The sequence below is a fragment of the Burkholderia diffusa genome, assembly GCF_001718315.1.
Lineage (GTDB): Bacteria > Pseudomonadota > Gammaproteobacteria > Burkholderiales > Burkholderiaceae > Burkholderia > Burkholderia diffusa_B.
This window is the reverse complement of sequence record NZ_CP013363.1, coordinates 1,258,728-1,275,485: the sequence shown is the minus strand read 5'-3', so window position 1 is coordinate 1,275,485 and position 16,758 is coordinate 1,258,728. Positions and strand designations below refer to the sequence as shown.

Below are 16,758 nucleotides of genomic sequence, written 5' to 3'. Positions count from 1 at the left end.
GGAGCGACGTCGAACGACTGTCAGCCGAGATCGAGCGCGTTTGTCAGGTCGCCCGGCGGCGTCGCGCCGCGCGACGCGAACGCCTTGTCGCGCGCGGCGACGCCGTCGAGCGGCGTGAGCCCATGCACGCGGCTGATGAAGCGCAGGATCGAATTCGTGTCGTACATCGTGTGGTCGACATAACCCTTCTTCGCGAACGGCGAGATCACGAGCGCGGGAATCCGCGAACCAGGGCCCCAGCGGTCGCCGACCGGCGGCGCGACGTGATCCCACCAGCCGCCGTTCTCGTCGTGCGTCATCACGATCACGGTGTTTTCCCACTGCGGGCCGCGCCGGATGCGTTCGATTACGTTCGCGATGTGGCGATCGCCCGATTCGACGTCCGCATAACCCGCGTGCATGTTCAGGTTGCCCTGCGGCTTGTAGAACGCGACGGCCGGCAGGCGGCCCGCATCGATGTCGGCGATGAAGCGGTTGGTCGACGGCTCGTCGCCGAGGCCCGCGTCGCGCAGGTGCTTGCGGCGGGCTTCGGTGCCGGGCGCATAGTTCGCGAAGTAGTTGAACGGCTGGTGGTGGTACTGGAAATCCGGCACCGTGCCCGTGTCGCGGTGCTCGAGCGCGTATTGCCACGCGCCGCTGTACCACGCCCAGTCGACATTCTTCTCCGACAGGCGGTCGCCGATCGTCGCATGGCCTTGCGGCGGGATCACGCGATGGTCGGCCGGATCCGCGTATGCGGCGTTGCCGGGATCGGCCGGCGGCACGTAGCTCGGCTGGTACGGCGGCGCCATCGTGTTGACGCCGTAGCCGTCGGGTGTCAGCGGGCCGTCGACCGCGAACTTCGGCGGGCCGTCGAGCGCGGACGCCGGCGAATCGGCGGCAAGCGTCAGCCGCGTGCCGGCCGGATCGTCGCCGTCCACCTTCGACAGCAGCTTCGCCGCCTGCGGATGCTTGTGCGCGTCCGGATAGATCGGCGGCTGCGCGGAAATCAGGAACATGTGGTTCAGCCACGAACCGCCGAAAGCGGCCATGAAGAAGTTGTCGCACAGCGTGTATTGCCGCGCGAGGTTCCACAGTCGCAGCGTATCGGCGGAATTGCGGTAATGGCCCATCACGAGGCCGCCGGAATCGGCCCATGCGGCGAACTGGTTGTTGCGGCCGCCGGCGATCTGCATCTGGTTCTGATAGAAGCGATGCCACAGGTCGCGGGTGATCACGCCGTTCGGCAGCGGCTTGCCTTGCGCGTCGGCGATTCGGAACGGCGCGTTGGGCAGCTTGTCGATGTCGCGCTCGGCGATCGCGTAGCGCTTGCCGTCCACTTCCTGCGCCTGCGGCACGAGCCCGCCCCAGATTTTCGGCAGCACGGGCAACGGCGTCTTGCCGTCGCGATCGAGCTGCTGCGCATGCTCGGGCCGCACGTCGCTCAGCGGGTAGCGCACGCCCGGGAAATCGCCGTACAGGTTCGAGAAGCTGCGGTTCTCCGCATAGATCACGACGATGTGGCGCACCTGCCGACGCAGCGCTTCGTCGAGCCGCAGATCGGCGGCGGAACGCGGCGCGCCACCCGGTGTGGTCTCGCAGCCGCCGAGCGCGACGCCGGCGCCGAGCGCGGCGAGGCCGCCGAGCATGCGGCGGCGCTCGGGATCAACGGGAAGGTCGTCGGGGCGATCGGGTGTGTCGTTCACGTCGTGAGCTCCTCGGATGGATGGTTGTCGTTCGATGCGCGGCAGCGTCGCGCGGCCTGCCGCGACGCGGGATGGACGCAACGGCCGGCGGCTCGCCCGAGCGGGGCGATACCGACTGTCACGAAAATGTCATGAACGCGACTATAACGCGTCGGGCGGCCTCGATGAAAGCTGTTTGTCGGACGATGCGCGACGCGTGCGCGCGAACTAGACTTGAATCACGGGCGGCGCGCTGCCGTGCGTCGTCCGCGCGAACGGCGCGTGGCGCGCGTTCGCGATGTCATTCATGCGACGAAACGAGGCGACGATGACGCGGACGCATTCCGTATGCGCGCGGCTGCCGATGCCGCGTGCCGGCCCGGCGCGCGGACCGGCATAAGCGCACGGCGGTGCGCCCGGCCGGCCCGATGCCATGGACAGGAAACTCGACTACGCAGGATTGCTGATCGCGGCGGGCTTCTTCGTGCTGTTCGCCGCGCAACTGGTGATGCTGCGCCCGGCGTCGACGCTGATCGCATACAGCGATTTCCATCGGCTCGTCGCCGCGCGGCTCGTCGACGATCTCGAGATAGGATCGACGACGATCACGGGCACGCTGACGATGCCGCAAGCCGGCGCGATGCTGCCGGCGTCCGAAGTCGCGGCCGTGAAGTCGGATGGCACGCCGCCGCGCTTTGCCACCAATCGCGTGACCGATCCGCAACTGATCGACACGCTGACCGCCGCCGGCATTCGTTTTCACGGCACGTCCGACACAGGCTGGATCACGTCGCTCGCGTCGTGGCTGGTGCCGCTCGTCGCGTTCGTGTTCATCTGGAACCTGATGCTGCGCAAGCGAGGCGGGCTGCAGGATTTCACCGGAATGGGCAAGAGCCGCGCACGCGTATACGTGCAGCAGGAAACCGGCATCACGTTCGACGACATCGCCGGCATCGACGAAGCAAAGGCCGAGCTGCAGCAGCTTGTTGCGTTCCTGCGCGATCCCGATCGCTACCAGCGGCTCGGCGGCAAGATTCCGAAGGGCGTGCTGGTCGTCGGCGCTCCCGGTACCGGCAAGACGCTGCTCGCGCGCGCGGTGGCCGGCGAGGCGGCCGTGCCGTTCTTCTCGATCAGCGGCTCGGCGTTCGTCGAGATGTTCGTTGGCGTCGGCGCGGCACGCGTGCGCGACCTGTTCGAGCAGGCGCAGCAAAGAGCGCCGTGCATCGTGTTCGTCGATGAGCTCGATGCGCTCGGCAAGGTGCGCGGCGTCGGGCCGATGTCGGGCAATGACGAGCGCGAGCAGACGCTCAACCAGCTGCTCGTCGAGATGGACGGCTTCCAGGCCGGCTCCGGCGTGATCATCATGGCCGCGACCAACCGGCCGGAGATTCTCGATCCCGCGCTGCTGCGCCCCGGCCGCTTCGACCGTCACATCGCGATCGACCGGCCCGACGTGAACGGCCGCCGCCAGATACTCGGCGTGCACGTGAAGCGCGTGAAGCTCGCGGCCGACGTCGATCTCGGCGAACTCGCGTCGCGCACGCCGGGCTTTGTCGGCGCCGATCTCGCGAACGTCGTCAACGAGGCCGCGCTGCATGCGGCGGAACGCGGCAAGCCGGCGATCGGGATGGACGACTTCGACGAGGCGATCGATCGCGCGCTGACCGGCCTCGAGCGCAAGAGCCGCGTGATGAACGCGCAGGAGAAGCTAACCATCGCCTATCACGAGGCCGGCCATGCGCTCGTCGCGGAAAGCCGCGCGTATTGCGATCCGGTGAAGAAGGTATCGATCATTCCGCGCGGCGTGGCCGCGCTCGGCTATACGCAGCAGGTGCCGACCGAGGATCGTTACGTGCTGCGCAGGAGCGAGCTGCTCGACCGGATCGATGCGCTGCTCGGCGGGCGTGTCGCGGAAGAACTCGTGTTCGGCGACGTATCGACGGGCGCGCAGAACGATCTCGAGCGCGCGACCGCGATGGCGCGCCACATGGTCATGCAGTACGGGATGAGCGAGCGGATCGGGCTGGTGAGCTTCGACGACGGCGATGCGCGCACCGGCATGCCGGGCGCGTGGCATGCGGGCGAGGGGCGCTGCAGCGAACACACCGCACGGATGATCGACGACGAGGTGCATACGCTGCTGACCGATGCGCATGCGCGCGTCGCGTCGACGCTCGGGGAACGTCGCGACGCGCTCGAGCGGATCGCACGGCGGCTGCTCGCGTGCGAGGTGCTCGAACGCGATGCGCTGCAGGCGCTGATCGACGGGCGCGAGACGCCTGACGCCGCGCCATCCCCGACCGATCGCGCGCCTTGCGCGGGCGCGAATGCGCCGGAGCAGGCGTCGGCGATCGAGCGCGATTTCGTCGCATACGGGCCGCCGCGCGAACCGGAACGCTGAAGCGCGGGCCTGTCGCGCAGCCGGCGGGTGGCCACGATCGCGCCGTGCCGTCGCCGAGATTCAACCTTGCCGGCGCGGCGTTGCGCCGGCGTTTCGTTTCTCCTTTTCCAGTCACGGAGTCGCCATGAGCGAGGCGCACGTATCGGTCGATGTCGCGCAGCATGCGCGTTTCAGTTTCGAAGTCACGTTTGCCGGCACCGAGCTTTCGCCGGTGCTCACCGACGAGCCGCCGCCGCTCGGCGCCGGGCGCGGCCCGAACCCCGTCCGGCTGCTGGCCGCGGCGGTCGCGAGCTGCCTCGCGGCGAGCCTGTTGTTCGCCCTCGAGAAACAGCGCGTCGATCCGCAGCCGGTCACCGCGCACATCGACGTCGACATGGTGCAGAACGAAGCGGGCAGGGTGCGCGTGGGCGCGATGGCCGTGACGCTGTCGGTCGGCAAGGCATGGGCCGATCTCGCGGCGGCGACGCGCATGCTCGACGGATTCGATGCGTATTGCGTGGTGACCGAGAGCATGCGTGAAGGCATTCCGATCTCGGTAGCGGTGCGGGACGTGAATGGCACGGTGCTCGACCGCGAGACGACCGGCGTGTGAGCGTGCGGCTGGCGTCGGTGCGTCAGGACGCGGTCGCGGAGGCGACTTCCGCCGCTTCGGCGAGCGCGTCGAGAAAGCGTGTGCGCCACCAGTGCACGTCGGTCTTGCGCACGATCGCCATCAGCGCGTCGTGACGCTGGCGACGCTCGTCGAGCGGCATCGTGAGCGCGCGCTGGATCGCCTGCGCGGTGCCTTGCGTGTCGTATGGATTGACGAGCAGTGCGGGCTTCAGTTGCTCGGCGGCGCCCGCGAAACGCGACAGCACCAGCACGCCCGGATCGGCCTCGTCCTGCGCGGCGAGAAACTCCTTCGCGACCAGGTTCATCCCGTCACGCAGCGGCGTGACGAGCGCGACGCGGCTCGCGCGGTAGAGGCCCGGCAAGCGCTTGCGCGCGACCGTGCGGTGGATGTAGCGCATCGGCATCCACTCGAGTTCGCCGTAATCGCCGTTGATCGCGCCGCACAGGCTGTCCATCTCGCGCCGCAGATCGTCGTACGCGCCGAGATCCTCGCGGCTCGGCGCGGCGATCTGGATCAGCGTCGCGCGGTCGCGGTTCTCCGGATATTGTTCGAGCAACTGACGGAACGCGTGCACGCGCTGCGGCAGCCCCTTCGTGTAGTCGAGCCGGTCGACGCCGACGAGCAGCTGGCGGCGCGAATACTCGTCGCGCATCCGCTCGAACATGTCGATGCCGTCGCGGTTTTCCGCGAGCGCCGCGAATTCGTCGACGTTGATGCCGATCGGGAATGCACCGGCCGACAGCGTGCGGCCGAACGCTTGCAGGCGGCCGTCCGGCAGCCGCGCGGCGCCGGCTTCCGCCTCGACGTAGTGCTCGAAGTGAAGCAGATCCGACTCGGTCTGGAAACCGACGAGATCGTAGGCGAACAGCGAGCGCATCAGCCATTCGTGCTCCGGGATCGCGGCCATGATCGGCGGCGGCGGCATCGGAATGTGCAGGAAGAAGCCGATCGGATTCGTGCAGCCCATCGCACGCAGCTCGGCCGCAAGCGGAATCAACTGGTAGTCGTGGACCCAGACGACATCGTCGGGGCGTAGAAGGGTGCTCAGCTTGCGCGCGAACAGCTGGTTCACGCGCCGATAACCGTCCGCGAAGCGCCGGTCGAACTGCGCGAGGTCGAGGCGGTAGTGGAACACCGGCCACAGCACGTTGTTCGAGTAGCCGAGGTAATACGCGTCGTAATCCTGTGGATCGAGATCGATCGTTGCGAGCTGGATGCCGCCGACATTCTGGATCTGCACGTCGTCGCTGTGCGCGGGGCGCTCGCCGTCGCCGCGCAGCCTGCCGCTCCACCCGAACCAGACGCCACCCGATTCCTGCAGGCTGTCTTTCACGGCCACGGCAAGCCCGCCTGCCGCGGCTTTACGGGGATCTGCAATGCGATTGGATACGACGACGAGTCGGCTCACCAGCTCTCCTGCGAATGGTTGGGAAGGTTCGTGCGGCCAGGGCGTGAGGCGGACGCCGCCACCGGCGCATGGCGCGATGGGGCCGCAATACGTATGGACGGGAATCAGGGCACGCGATTCGCCGTTCGAACGTGGAGTGCTTTTTTAGGATACTCGTCATTCGGATGATTTAAAAGTGCATGACCGCGATCGGAAAATTCGCGTCTGCCTGCAATATTTGCCGCTTCGTTGCCGCTTCCACGTAAGCGGGCGGGACCGGAAATTGCGCAGCACTATCGCCAACGAGAAGTGCAGCTGCGCAGAAGCGGGGACCACCCACACGATGAGCATGCGCGCGCGGTCAAGTTTCGTATCGATCCGGACTGCTTCGAGCGATCGCGATGCGCGTGTCGAAGCGCGAGAGGATGTGTGCCGCACGATGCCTGGCGTTTCAGGTCCGAACGCAGGTGGTGGCGATGCGCAGCCGGACCGTGTCCGCGCGGCCGCGCATCGTGCTCCGTGTGACGCGTTACGTGGTGGCCGCACGCCAGTGAGACGCGCTGTCGGCCGCGTGCTTGCGCGCGTGTGCCGACATCGCATGTCCTTCGGCCGGCATCCGGAACGCGGACACCGTCTCCGACAGATCGCGGCCCTGCGCCTCGAGCGATTTCGACGCGGCCGCGGCCTGTTCGACGAGCGCGGCGTTCTGCTGCGTCGTCTGGTCCATCTGCGTGATCGTCAGGTTCACCTGGTCGATGCCGCGGCTCTGTTCGGCCGATGCCGCCGCGATTTCACCCATGATGTCGGTGACGCGCGCGACGGCCCGCGTCACGTCCGACATCGTCTCGCCGGCTTCACCCGCGAGCGCCGAACCGTCCTGGATCGTCTGCACCGATGCCGAGATCAGTTCCTTGATTTCCTTCGCGGCCGTGGACGAACGCTGTGCGAGGCTGCGCACCTCGCTCGCGACCACCGCGAAGCCGCGGCCCTGTTCGCCCGCGCGTGCCGCCTCGACGGCTGCGTTCAGCGCGAGGATGTTGGTCTGGAACGCGATGCCTTCGATGATCCCGGTGATGTCCGCAATTTTCGACGAGCTGTTGCCGATCTCCGTCATCGTGTCGACCACGCGGCCGACCACCGAGCTGCCGCGCTGCGCGACGTCCGACGCGTTCGCGGCAAGCGTGCTCGCCTGCTGCGCGTTCTCCGCGTTCAGTCGCACCGTCGACGTGAATTCTTCCATCGTCGCCGCCGTTTCCTGCAGCGATGCGGCCTGTTCCTCGGTGCGCTGGCTGAGGTCGAGGTTGCCCGATGCGATCTCGCCCACCGCGTGCGCGATGCTGTTCGACGAATCGCGCACGCGGCCGACGATGTCGATCAGCCGCGCATTCATCGTGTGCAGCGCGTCGAGCAGGTCGCGGGTCTCGTCGTTGCCGCTCACGCTGATGCGGCTGCCGAGATCGCCATTGGCTACCGTGCGCGCCACGTGCACCGCCGCAACGATCGGTACCGTGATCTTGCGCGTCAGCCACAGGCCGCCGCCGACCGCGACCACGATTGCGATTGCACAGATCGCCAGCAACAAGTTGCGCTCGAGCATGTAGCGATCCGCGAATGCCTGCGCGATCTGGGCTTCGCGCTCGCGCGTGTAGGTTGCGTACGCATCGGTTGCGCGAACAAGTTGCGCGAGCAACGGACGGCAACGATTGTCGATGTCGGCGGTCGCCTCGTCCTTCTTGCCTGCCTGTGCGAGCCCGACGATGTTCAGCGCGACGGGCCCGTAGCTCGCTTCGACGCGCACGATCTCGGCGACCAGCTCGCGTGCGCGATCGGTCGTGTCAGTCGCATTGGCCATCAAGTCCTTCAGTTTTGCGAGACGCTCCTGCACATCCTTGTGCGCCTGCTGCACGTCGGCGAGTTCGATCTGGATGTCGGACGGTGTGGTCACGAGCACGAGGTTGCGCGCGGCGATGGCGCGCCGGTCGACCGCCGTCCGGATTTGCGCGGACAGGTTTGCGCGCGCGTTGACGCCGTTCATGTACCGGGAAAACTCGTCGTTCGTATCGGACAGCGCTTTCAGCGCCATGCCCGACACGACCACGACGACCGCGGCGAGCAAACCAAATCCGCCAAGCAGTTTTGCCTTGATGGTTATTCTGGCGATTTTCACGATGTGCCTCTGTGCGAGTGGTTGGCGATGGGAATTTATTGTTCGTCCGCGTGCAGGCCCGTGCCGTCATTAACGGGAATGCCGGATAGTTCTTGACCCATCGAAAACCCTGATATTTATCTTTTTCTCGCTGGAACCCCCGCCGATTGGTCATTCTCGATCCGGAACGAGGCTCGCGAATTACCGATGATCGTCGCGTTCATACGCGGATATGAAAATCGATTTTTTGATGAAAGTTAATAAGTTCGGGGCGATCGTTCAAATCGCCCGATGGGCATGTTCGTTGATTTGCGGGTAAACCGCGTATTTATGTTCGGACGACCGGGAACGCGCGATGCGACCCTGAAAAAAATGGGCGCGTACGAATACGCGCCCGTTCGACCCGGCACGCGACCGCCGGCGCGGGCCTTCGATCAGAACGTCGTGCGCAGTCCGGCCATCACGCTGCGGCCGCCTTCAGGCGCGAAACCGCGCACGACCGAGGTCGCGTAGCGGATCTCCTGGTTCGTCAGGTTGTCGCCGCGCAGGTAGGCGAGCCAGTGCGTCGCACCGACGCGGAACTTGTACGTGAGCATCACGCCGAGCGATGTGTAGCCGTCGGTCGGGAAGTCGTTGTCGGGTACGCGGTGCTGCGACCACGCGTGCGTGACCTGTGCGCGCGCACCGAATGGGCCGTAGCCGTAGTCGGCCGCGAGCGTCGCGCGCAGCGGCGCGATGCGCGGCAGCGGCTGGCCGGTGTCGACGTTGCGTGCATGCGTGTAGTCGGCGGTCAGTTCCAGATCGACCGTGTGACCGCGCCGCGAGAACGCGCGCCACTTGCCGTCGAGTTCGACGCCGTAGAACTCGGCGCGCACGCCGCGATAGATCGCTTCGTTGAGCGTATCGTCGGCGCCGGGCGCGACCGGTTCGCCGTCGGCGTTCACGACGCGGCCCGTGTTGTACTCGGTCAGGTAGTTCGAGAAGCGGTTGTAGAACACGCCGACGCTGCCGCGGTTCGGGCCGCTCGCATAGCGTAGCGACAGGTCGGTCGACACGGCCTTTTCCTTCGACGCGTTCGGGTTGCCGATCAGGAACTGGCCGGTCGCGTCGTGCGGGCCGTTCGAGTACAACTCGTAGAAGGTCGGTGCGCGTTCCGTGTATGCGACGTTCGCCGCGACCGACCACACGGGTGTCAGGGAGAACAGCGCGCCGGCCGATACGCTGCCGGCATTGAAGTCGCGCGGCTGCGCGAGCGCGAATTTCTCGACGCCGGCCGGATCGGGATCGACCTTCACGTGCTCCAGGCGCCCGCCGAGACTCAGCTTCAGCGCGGGGACGACCTGCCATTCCTCCAGACCGAACAGCGCGACGCTGTTCGTGCGCGTGGACGGCACGAGCAATTCGTCGCCGAGCGCGGAGAACGTGTTCTGGCCGAACTGCACGCCGATCGCGCCTTCGAACGGGCCGATCCTGCGACGCCGCGCCTCGATGCGCGCCTCGTAGCCGCGGTTGCGGAAGGTGGTGGCCGTCTTGCCGTTGTTGACTTCCTTGTGACGATAGTCGGTGTATGCGAAATCGAACTTCAGCTTCGTGAACGGGCCGCTCAGGTTGCGCACCTCGGACGCGAACGCAAGGCGTTCCTGGCGCATCCGCAGGCGCACGTCGTCCTCGGCGACGGAGCCGTAGTTCGACTCGTAGCCGCTGTACGACAGACCCGCGAAACCGTCGGCCCACGTGTACGACGCGCCGAGCGCGCCGCCATGCACGCGGCCGTCGCTGTTCGGCACGTTGCCGACCGGTTGCGGCGTGTCGGGATCGTCGATCGCCCGTTGCCGGCTGCTGCGCGCGTAGCCGGGAATCCGCAGCTTGCTCGTTTCCCGGTCGAATGCGTCGACATGGAACGCGAAGCGGCCGTTGCCGCCTTCGACCTGCGCGGCGCCCGCGCGCACCGAATTCGCGCCGCCGTAGCGCGCGTCGAGCGCGCCCGTCACGCCTTCGATCGCTTCGCGGGGAATCCGGTTGTCGATCGTGTTGACGACGCCGCCGACCGCGTTGCCGCCGTACAGCAACGCGGCCGGTCCGCGCACGATCTCGATGCGCTCGATCGACAGCGGATCCTGCGGTACCGCATGGTCGTACGACAGCGACGAGGCGTCGTAGGCGGCGACGCCGTTCTGCAGCAGCCGGATCCGGTCGCCGTCCATCCCGCGGATGATCGGGCGGCCGACCATCGGCCCATAGGTGGTGGTCGACACGCCGGGCAGGCCGTCGAGTGTCTCGCCGAGCGAATCGGCCTGGCGGCGCGTCAGCGCGTCGCCGGACAGTTGCGCGGTCGGTGCGCTCAGCTCGGTGTCGCCGAGCGGATTCGCGGTCACGAAGATCGGCGCGAGCGGCGTGGTTTGCATGGGTGTCGGCGAGGCGGGCGTATCGGCCTGCGCGTGCGCGACGGCGGCGAACAGCATCAGCGAAACGGGCGGGAACGGGCGAAGCGGTAGTCGAGGGAGGTCGCGCATGGTCGGTGCATCGGTTGGAGTCGGATCGGAAAGCGAGTCATGCGGGTCATGGCTGGATACGATATATTGTTGCGTCTATGGCGCGCAGTGACCCGTTTGGATATGACTCGGCGAACCCCGGCCACCCGATGGAACGACTTCGGGTGGGCGAGGTCGCAAAATGATATGTTATATCATTTCAAATTCCAAGCGAAACGGCGGGGTGTCCCAAGGTGCCCGACACACGGCTGAAATGGCCGCGAAAGCAGCGGCGGCCGCCAACCGGACACCAGCGGCATGCACGGCACGTCTCGCGACGAAGCCGCGACTGTCGCACGCGTTTCCTGCCCCGTTGATGCGTATCAATGCGTTCCGGTGTCGAGTCCGGATACTGGCCCGGTCATCGAACAGACAGGAGCGACGCATGACACAAACCATGAAAGCGGCCGTGGTGCACGCGTTCGGCGAACCGTTGCGCATCGAGGAAGTGCCGGTCCCGACGCCGGGCCCCGGCCAGATCCTCGTCAACATCAAGGCGTCGGGCGTCTGCCATACCGACCTGCATGCAGCCGACGGCGACTGGCCCGTGAAGCCGACGCTGCCGTTCATTCCCGGGCACGAGGGCGTGGGCGTCGTCGCGGCGGTTGGCGCGGGCGTCACGCACGTGCGCGAGGGCGATCGCGTCGGCGTGCCCTGGCTCTACACGGCATGCGGTTACTGCGAGTATTGCCACACCGGCTGGGAAACCCTTTGCCACGGGCAGCAGAACACCGGCTATTCGGTCAACGGCAGCTATGCGGAATACGTGCTGGCCGATCCCGACTACGTTGGTCACCTGCCCGCGCAGGTTGCGTTCGACGAGATCGCGCCGATCCTGTGCGCGGGTGTGACCGTCTACAAGGGCATCCGCGTCACCGACACGCGTCCGGGCCAGTGGATTGCGATTTCGGGCATCGGCGGGCTGGGCCACGTAGCCGTGCAATACGCGCGCGCGATGGGCCTGCACGTCGCGGCGATCGACGTATCAGCGCCCAAGCTCGAACTCGCTCGCCAGCTTGGCGCGCAACTGACGATCGATGCGTCGGCGGACGATCCGGCGAAGGTCATCCAGAAGGAGATCGGCGGCGCGCATGGCGTGCTGGTCACGGCCGTGTCGCGCAGCGCATTCGCGCAGGCGTTGGGGATGGTGCGCCGTGGCGGCACGGTGGCGCTCAACGGCTTGCCGCCCGGCGATTTCCCGTTGCCGATCTTCTCGACCGTGCTGAACGGCATCACGGTGCGCGGTTCGATCGTCGGCACGCGTCGCGATCTGCAGGAATCACTCGATTTCGCGGCGGACGGGCTGGTGCGCGCGCATATCCATCGCGACCGGCTCGGCAACATCAACGACATATTCGCGCGGCTGCGCGAAGGGAAGGTCGACGGCCGCATCGTGCTGACCGACATGCATTGACGCGCACTCGGGCGCGCTGCCGCGACGCGCGGTGCGTCGCGGCAGCGCTGCGCTCAAGCGCGCATCACGGCGCGAAGAACACGTCGGTGCGGTTCGTCAGGTTGCCCGCGTTGGTCTGGACGAAGAACGGATGGAACGACGACGAGGGCAGCACGTCGAGTCCCTGGTAATCGCCGATGAAGAAGCCTTCCGCGTATGGCGCGATCTTCATGTCGAACGGGCCGCCGACGCGGCGCTCGTCCGCGAACGTGGCGCCGCCGTCATGCGAGACCTTGCGCCAGAATCCGGTCGGCAGCGTCGTCGTGTTGCCGGCCTGCAGGTCGCGGAAGTCATAGTGGGTGACCATCACCGAGCCGGCATTGTCGACGCGCACCGACGGATTGAACGCGGCACGCCCGGTCGGCGTGTTCACCTGCAGCGGCGCGCTCCAGCTCGCGCCGCCATCCTTCGACGTCGACAGCGCGATCTCGTCGTAGTTGCCGCCGTTGAAGCGGCTGTCCTGCCAGACGACGTACAGTTGTCCCGATGCCGGATCGATCGCGGGCTCCGGAATGATGTCGCCGGTGCGTACCGGCTCGCCGGTGTTCGGATCGGTCACGCCGACCGTCTGCAGCCCGGCGATTACCTGCGGCGTCGTCCAGGTTGCGCCATCGTCGGTCGACTTGATGAACGCGACCTTGCCGGCTGCCTTGCTGAACGGCGGCTGGATCAGGTCGAAGAAGTCGTAGAGCGTGCCGGTCTTCGGGTCGACGACGATCTGGTTGCCGATCGTCTGCTGACGCGACGGCACGTTGACGATCACCTTCGGGGCGCTCCACGTCTTGCCGCCGTCGACCGTCTTCGAGAAGAACGTCGGCCCTCGGTATGCCTGCGTGTGCAGGTTCGCGTACGGGTTGCCGTTCGGCAGTTCGAGGCGATCCCACACCGCGTAGGCCGTGCCGGCCTTCACCGGATTCGCCGTCACCGATTCCTTGTCGTTGAAGAACTGCGTCGTTGGTTCGTCGTTCGCGATCAGCACGGCGGGGCTGCTCCACGTCTGCCCGCCGTCGGTCGACACCGACGCCGCGACCGCATTGCTGTTGTTCGACTGGTTGAACGAGATCGATACCGAATACGCGGTGCCGTCGGGGCCGAACGACACCCACGGATCGGACGCGCGCTCGTACTTGAGCCCGCCCGGCGCGCAGGCGCTGAACGGTTGCGGCGTGCGCGCCCAGGTCGCGCCGCCGTCGAACGTGTAGCCGGCGACGAGCCCGTGGGCGCCGCCGTTCGACCAGCGATCCTGCTGCCATACGCCGATCATGTTGGTCGGGTTCGCCGGATTGACCGACAGCCACGGTTCGACCTCGGCGTTCACGTAGTTCGTGCCGGGGCCGCCGATGGTGCAGGCGGCGAACGGGCTCGGGCCGGACACGGCCACGGGGTCGGCGTGCGCGGCCGCCGCGGCGGCCATCGACATGGCGATCGCGGCGGACAGGCGGGTGAGGCGGATGATATGTGAGTGGGACACCATCGTGCGTCGCATGGACTGCTCCTCGTTCACGGGCGGCGGCGATGGCGCGGCGGCGGCACGTCGCGCACCGGAACGCGGCGGCAATGGATGCCGCACCACGTGTCGGATGGTGTCGTTCAGGAGGCCGCTTGAGTCATCGCAATCCGCGTGTGCTGGATGCCGCCAGCACGTCGGTCAAGACACCTTTTCATTTTCAATGCTTGTCGGGTGCTTCCCGGGATGCGGACGCAACGGGAAGGCCAGGTCCGTGCATACGACGAATGCGTCGAAGTGGATTGCAATGTAGGCGATCCGCATGACGCGCGGCAGGCAATTTTTTGTAACAGGACGTAGCCGGAAAGCGTTGCCGAGGCAGTGCCGCACGAACGCAAAATTTGCCGCCGGAAAGTTCGGAAGCCGAATCGAAAGTGCGAATCGGAATCGCTTTCGATTACGCGTGGATTGCACCGCATCGTGCCGATGCGACGCACCGCCGGCCGCTCAGCGTTCGACAGGAAAGCGGTCCTGCAACGCGTGCAGCCAGCGCGCGACGACGTCGAGTTCGTCGTCGGAAAAGCCGTCGCACAGCTTGCCGTTCAGTTCGCGCAGGAGCACGCGCGCGCGCTTGAGCGCCGCGTGACCCTCGTCGGTCAGGAACAGGCGCGTTGCTCGCCCGTCGTCCGAATCGGCGTGCCGCGCGAGCAGGCCGGCCTTCGCCATCCGGTCGGCCAGCCCCGTCATCGCGGACGGCGCCAGCTGCAGCGCCGCACCGACTTCGCCGATCAGCGCGCCGTCCTGCCTCGCAAGGCAGAACAGCACGCCGGCCTGCGCGGCGCTGGCGCGCGCATCGGTCTCGGCCTTGCGGTCGACCCAGCGCTGCACGCGCCGCTGGCCGATGTTCAACAGGAAAAACAGTCGTCGGTCTTCGCTCAAGCTCGGTTCCCGGCTGCAATGGAAAGGGACGGGCGACCCGCGGCGCGCGGCGCGTCGAGCGCCTGCGCGAGCCAGTCGGCGACCGCGGGCCACAGCACGGTGCCGGGCCGGCTGCGGAAAAAGCCCATGTGTCCGACCGGCCCGCTGCCTGCGGTGCTCGGATCGATCTGACGGCGTTCGACGGCCGCCCGGGTCAGGTAGCTTACCAGCAGGTCGATCGCGGGCGGGTTCGCCCATGGATCGTCATCGAAGCCGAGCGCGAGAATCGGCAACTGCTGCTTCGAGAAGCGCTCGGCTGCCCCGAGTGTCGGATCGTCGAAGAAGTAGCGCGGCAGCGTGGTCCAGTGGCTCCACTCGCGAAACACGCCGGCGGGGAGATCCTCGCCGAGCCCGAGCCGCTTGCCCGGCACGTAGCCGAGCAGCGCTGACGCGAGCGGGCCGAGCACGCGCAGGATCAGCCGCACCTTCAGCCGCTCGCCCGCGCGTGAAATCAGGCGCGTGCTGCCCGCGTGCGCGGCGACCATCACCGCCGCGCACAGATGCGCGGTGCCGGCGGACAGCCCGATCGCGTGGCCGCCGACGCTGTGCCCGACCGCCAGCAGCGGCAACGGCGCGTATGCATTCCTCGCCCAAGCGATCGCGGCGCCGACGTCGAGTTCGACCCAGTCGCGCATGCGGGTTTGCAGCGCGCTCAGCCGCGCGGGCCGCGACGCGCCGATACCGCGATAGTTGTACGTCAGCGCCGCGAAGCCGCGTTCGGTCAGGAAGCGTGCGAAGCCCGCGTACAGCCGCTCCGGCACGGCGGTGGCCGGATGGATCAACACCAGCGCACGCGGCGACGCGTCCGGCGACCACAACGTGCCGCGCAGCGTGTAGCCGTCGGCGGCGGAGAACTCGACGGGTTCCGATGTCATGATCATCCTCATTCGGGAAGTTATTTCGTATGCGAAATATAGTCCGCGAATTATTTCGTGCGCGAAATATCTATCGAGGAATCATTCGAACGGCTTCCCGTGACGCGCGGTGGATGGCGAGGCTGCGTGGCGGGTTTTCCAACAAACATTTGCATCTTTGCATAGCGGAATATCGCGTTTGTCTGACGACGCGGATCACCGTATCTTCATCGGTTCCATCCGTGCGCCGGCTGTCGCGGCAAGCGGATCCAAGGGCGCCGCGCCGCGAGCGCCCGCCAACCTCCGGGGAGATCACGTTGTTGAGCCGAATCGTCACGGCGCTGCTGCTCGCGCTCGCCGCGCAGCCAGGCATCGCGAAAGACACCGTCACGCTGCGCGTCGGTGAACAGAACTACTTCAACATCCAGGCGTCGATGGAGGCGTCCGGCGTGCTGAAGGACTTGCCTTACACGATCGAGTGGAAGCACTTCCAGGCCGCCGCGCCCGTCGCCGAAAGCCTGAACGGCAATGCGATCGACATCGGTTTCCTCGGCGATTCCGCGTTGCTCACGCTGGCCGCGCGCGGCGCGCCGGTTAAGGTGGTCGCGGTATCGCGGCAGAGCCTCGACGGCGTCGCGATCCTCGTGCCGAAGAACTCGCCGGTGCGCACCGTCGCCGACCTGCAGGGCAAGACCGTCGCTGTCTGGCGCGGCGCATGGAGCCAGCAGCTCGTGCTGCGCGCGCTCGAACATGCCGGCCTGCGCGCGGATTCCGTGAAGTACGCGTACCTGATGCCGATCGATGCGACCAACGCGCTTGCGAACGGCTCGGTCGACGCCGTGTCGCTGTGGGAGCCCTTCGTCAGCACGCTCACGCTGCGGCAGGGCGCGCGGCCGGTGACGACCGCGCAGGGGCTGATGCCCGCGTTGAGCTTCGTCGCGGCGAACGAGCAGGCGGCGACCGCCAGGCGCGCGGAGATCACCGATTTCCTGAAGCGCGTGGTGGCCGCCCGCCAATGGGTCGACGCTCACCCGCGCGAGTATGCCGACCTGTGGGCGAAGCGCGCGAAGCTCGAGCCGGACGTCGCGTATCGCTGGCTCGACAACGCGCACCAGCGCGTGGGCCCCGTCGACGACAAGGCCGCGAAGGATGCGCAGAACACCGCCGATTTCCTGCACAAGGCTGGCGTGATTCCGGCCGCGTACGACACGGCGAAGCTGCTCGACCGCTCTTATGCGGGCGCGTTTTCGGCGCCCGCGCAAAAGACGGTCGCGGCGCAGTGAC

11 protein-coding genes are annotated in these 16,758 nt (G+C 67.1%); 4 read left to right on the top strand and 7 right to left on the bottom strand.

Annotated features, from left to right (window positions below; all coding sequences use genetic code 11):
• Nucleotides 1-20 precede the first annotated feature (20 nt).
• Nucleotides 21-1,685, bottom strand: coding sequence for an acid phosphatase (locus WI26_RS20965; RefSeq protein WP_069227046.1), 1,665 nt, complete (start codon nt 1,683-1,685; stop codon nt 21-23).
• 412 nt (nt 1,686-2,097) lie between these two features.
• Here WI26_RS20965 and ftsH point away from each other — a divergent pair, with 412 nt between their 5' ends.
• Together ftsH and WI26_RS20950 are read left to right on the top strand one after the other, a co-directional pair.
• Entirely contained in the window at nt 2,098-4,065 is a 1,968-nt protein-coding gene (gene ftsH, locus WI26_RS20955) for an ATP-dependent zinc metalloprotease FtsH (RefSeq protein WP_069227044.1), read from the top strand.
• Nucleotides 4,066-4,189: 124 nt separating this feature from the next.
• Nucleotides 4,190-4,657, top strand: a complete 468-nt coding sequence (locus WI26_RS20950) for an OsmC family protein (RefSeq protein ID WP_069227043.1) — start codon at nt 4,190-4,192, stop codon at nt 4,655-4,657.
• Nucleotides 4,658-4,679: 22 nt separating this feature from the next.
• Here WI26_RS20950 and otsA read toward each other — a convergent pair whose 3' ends face one another.
• The 3 genes from otsA to WI26_RS20935 form a co-directional block, all read right to left on the bottom strand.
• Nucleotides 4,680-6,086, bottom strand: coding sequence for an alpha,alpha-trehalose-phosphate synthase (UDP-forming) (gene otsA / locus WI26_RS20945; protein ID WP_069227042.1), 1,407 nt, complete (start codon nt 6,084-6,086; stop codon nt 4,680-4,682).
• Nucleotides 6,087-6,594: 508 nt separating this feature from the next.
• Nucleotides 6,595-8,232 carry a methyl-accepting chemotaxis protein gene (locus tag WI26_RS20940; RefSeq protein WP_069227041.1) on the bottom strand — a complete coding sequence of 546 codons (1,638 nt, stop codon included), beginning with the start codon at nt 8,230-8,232 and terminating at the stop codon, nt 6,595-6,597.
• A 413-nt stretch (nt 8,233-8,645) separates the two neighbouring features.
• Nucleotides 8,646-10,724, bottom strand: coding sequence for a TonB-dependent receptor (locus WI26_RS20935; protein WP_420480794.1), 2,079 nt, complete (start codon nt 10,722-10,724; stop codon nt 8,646-8,648).
• 403 nt (nt 10,725-11,127) lie between these two features.
• Between WI26_RS20935 and adhP the strand changes: the two genes are divergently transcribed.
• Nucleotides 11,128-12,156, top strand: a complete 1,029-nt coding sequence (adhP, locus tag WI26_RS20930; protein ID WP_069227039.1) for an alcohol dehydrogenase AdhP — start codon at nt 11,128-11,130, stop codon at nt 12,154-12,156.
• A 64-nt stretch (nt 12,157-12,220) separates the two neighbouring features.
• Here the strand turns inward: adhP and WI26_RS20925 are convergent, their stop codons facing one another.
• The 3 genes from WI26_RS20925 to WI26_RS20915 all read right to left on the bottom strand — a co-directional run bounded on the left by WI26_RS20925 (nt 12,221) and on the right by WI26_RS20915 (nt 15,495).
• A complete protein-coding gene (locus WI26_RS20925) occupies nt 12,221-13,681 on the bottom strand; it encodes a sialidase family protein (RefSeq protein ID WP_069227815.1) in 1,461 nt (486 codons plus the stop codon).
• 468 nt (nt 13,682-14,149) lie between these two features.
• Nucleotides 14,150-14,581 carry a MarR family winged helix-turn-helix transcriptional regulator gene (locus tag WI26_RS20920; RefSeq protein WP_069227038.1) on the bottom strand — a complete coding sequence of 144 codons (432 nt, stop codon included), beginning with the start codon at nt 14,579-14,581 and terminating at the stop codon, nt 14,150-14,152.
• Nucleotides 14,578-15,495 (bottom strand): serine aminopeptidase domain-containing protein, encoded by a 918-nt coding sequence (locus tag WI26_RS20915; RefSeq protein WP_069227814.1) that lies wholly within the window; start codon nt 15,493-15,495, stop codon nt 14,578-14,580. The genes WI26_RS20920 and WI26_RS20915 overlap by 4 nt, the downstream gene beginning before the upstream one ends.
• Before the next feature lie 296 nt (nt 15,496-15,791).
• On the opposite strand from WI26_RS20915, the gene WI26_RS20910 reads away from it, so the two are divergent.
• A complete protein-coding gene (locus WI26_RS20910; protein WP_069227037.1) occupies nt 15,792-16,757 on the top strand; it encodes an ABC transporter substrate-binding protein in 966 nt (321 codons plus the stop codon).
• The last annotated feature ends 1 nt before the right edge of the window (nt 16,758 follow it).

Excerpts from the sequence above, each read along its gene's own strand:
- ftsH (WP_069227044.1), top strand. The coding sequence starts at position 2,098 with ATGGACAGGAAACTCGACTACGCAGGATTGCTGATCGCGGCGGGCTTC.
- WI26_RS20950 (WP_069227043.1), top strand. The coding sequence starts at position 4,190 with ATGAGCGAGGCGCACGTATCGGTCGATGTCGCGCAGCATGCGCGTTTC.
- WI26_RS20935 (WP_420480794.1), bottom strand. The coding sequence starts at position 10,724 with ATGCGCGACCTCCCTCGACTACCGCTTCGCCCGTTCCCGCCCGTTTCG.
- adhP (WP_069227039.1), top strand. The coding sequence starts at position 11,128 with ATGACACAAACCATGAAAGCGGCCGTGGTGCACGCGTTCGGCGAACCG.
- WI26_RS20925 (WP_069227815.1), bottom strand. The coding sequence starts at position 13,681 with ATGCGACGCACGATGGTGTCCCACTCACATATCATCCGCCTCACCCGC.
- WI26_RS20915 (WP_069227814.1), bottom strand. The coding sequence starts at position 15,495 with ATGACATCGGAACCCGTCGAGTTCTCCGCCGCCGACGGCTACACGCTG.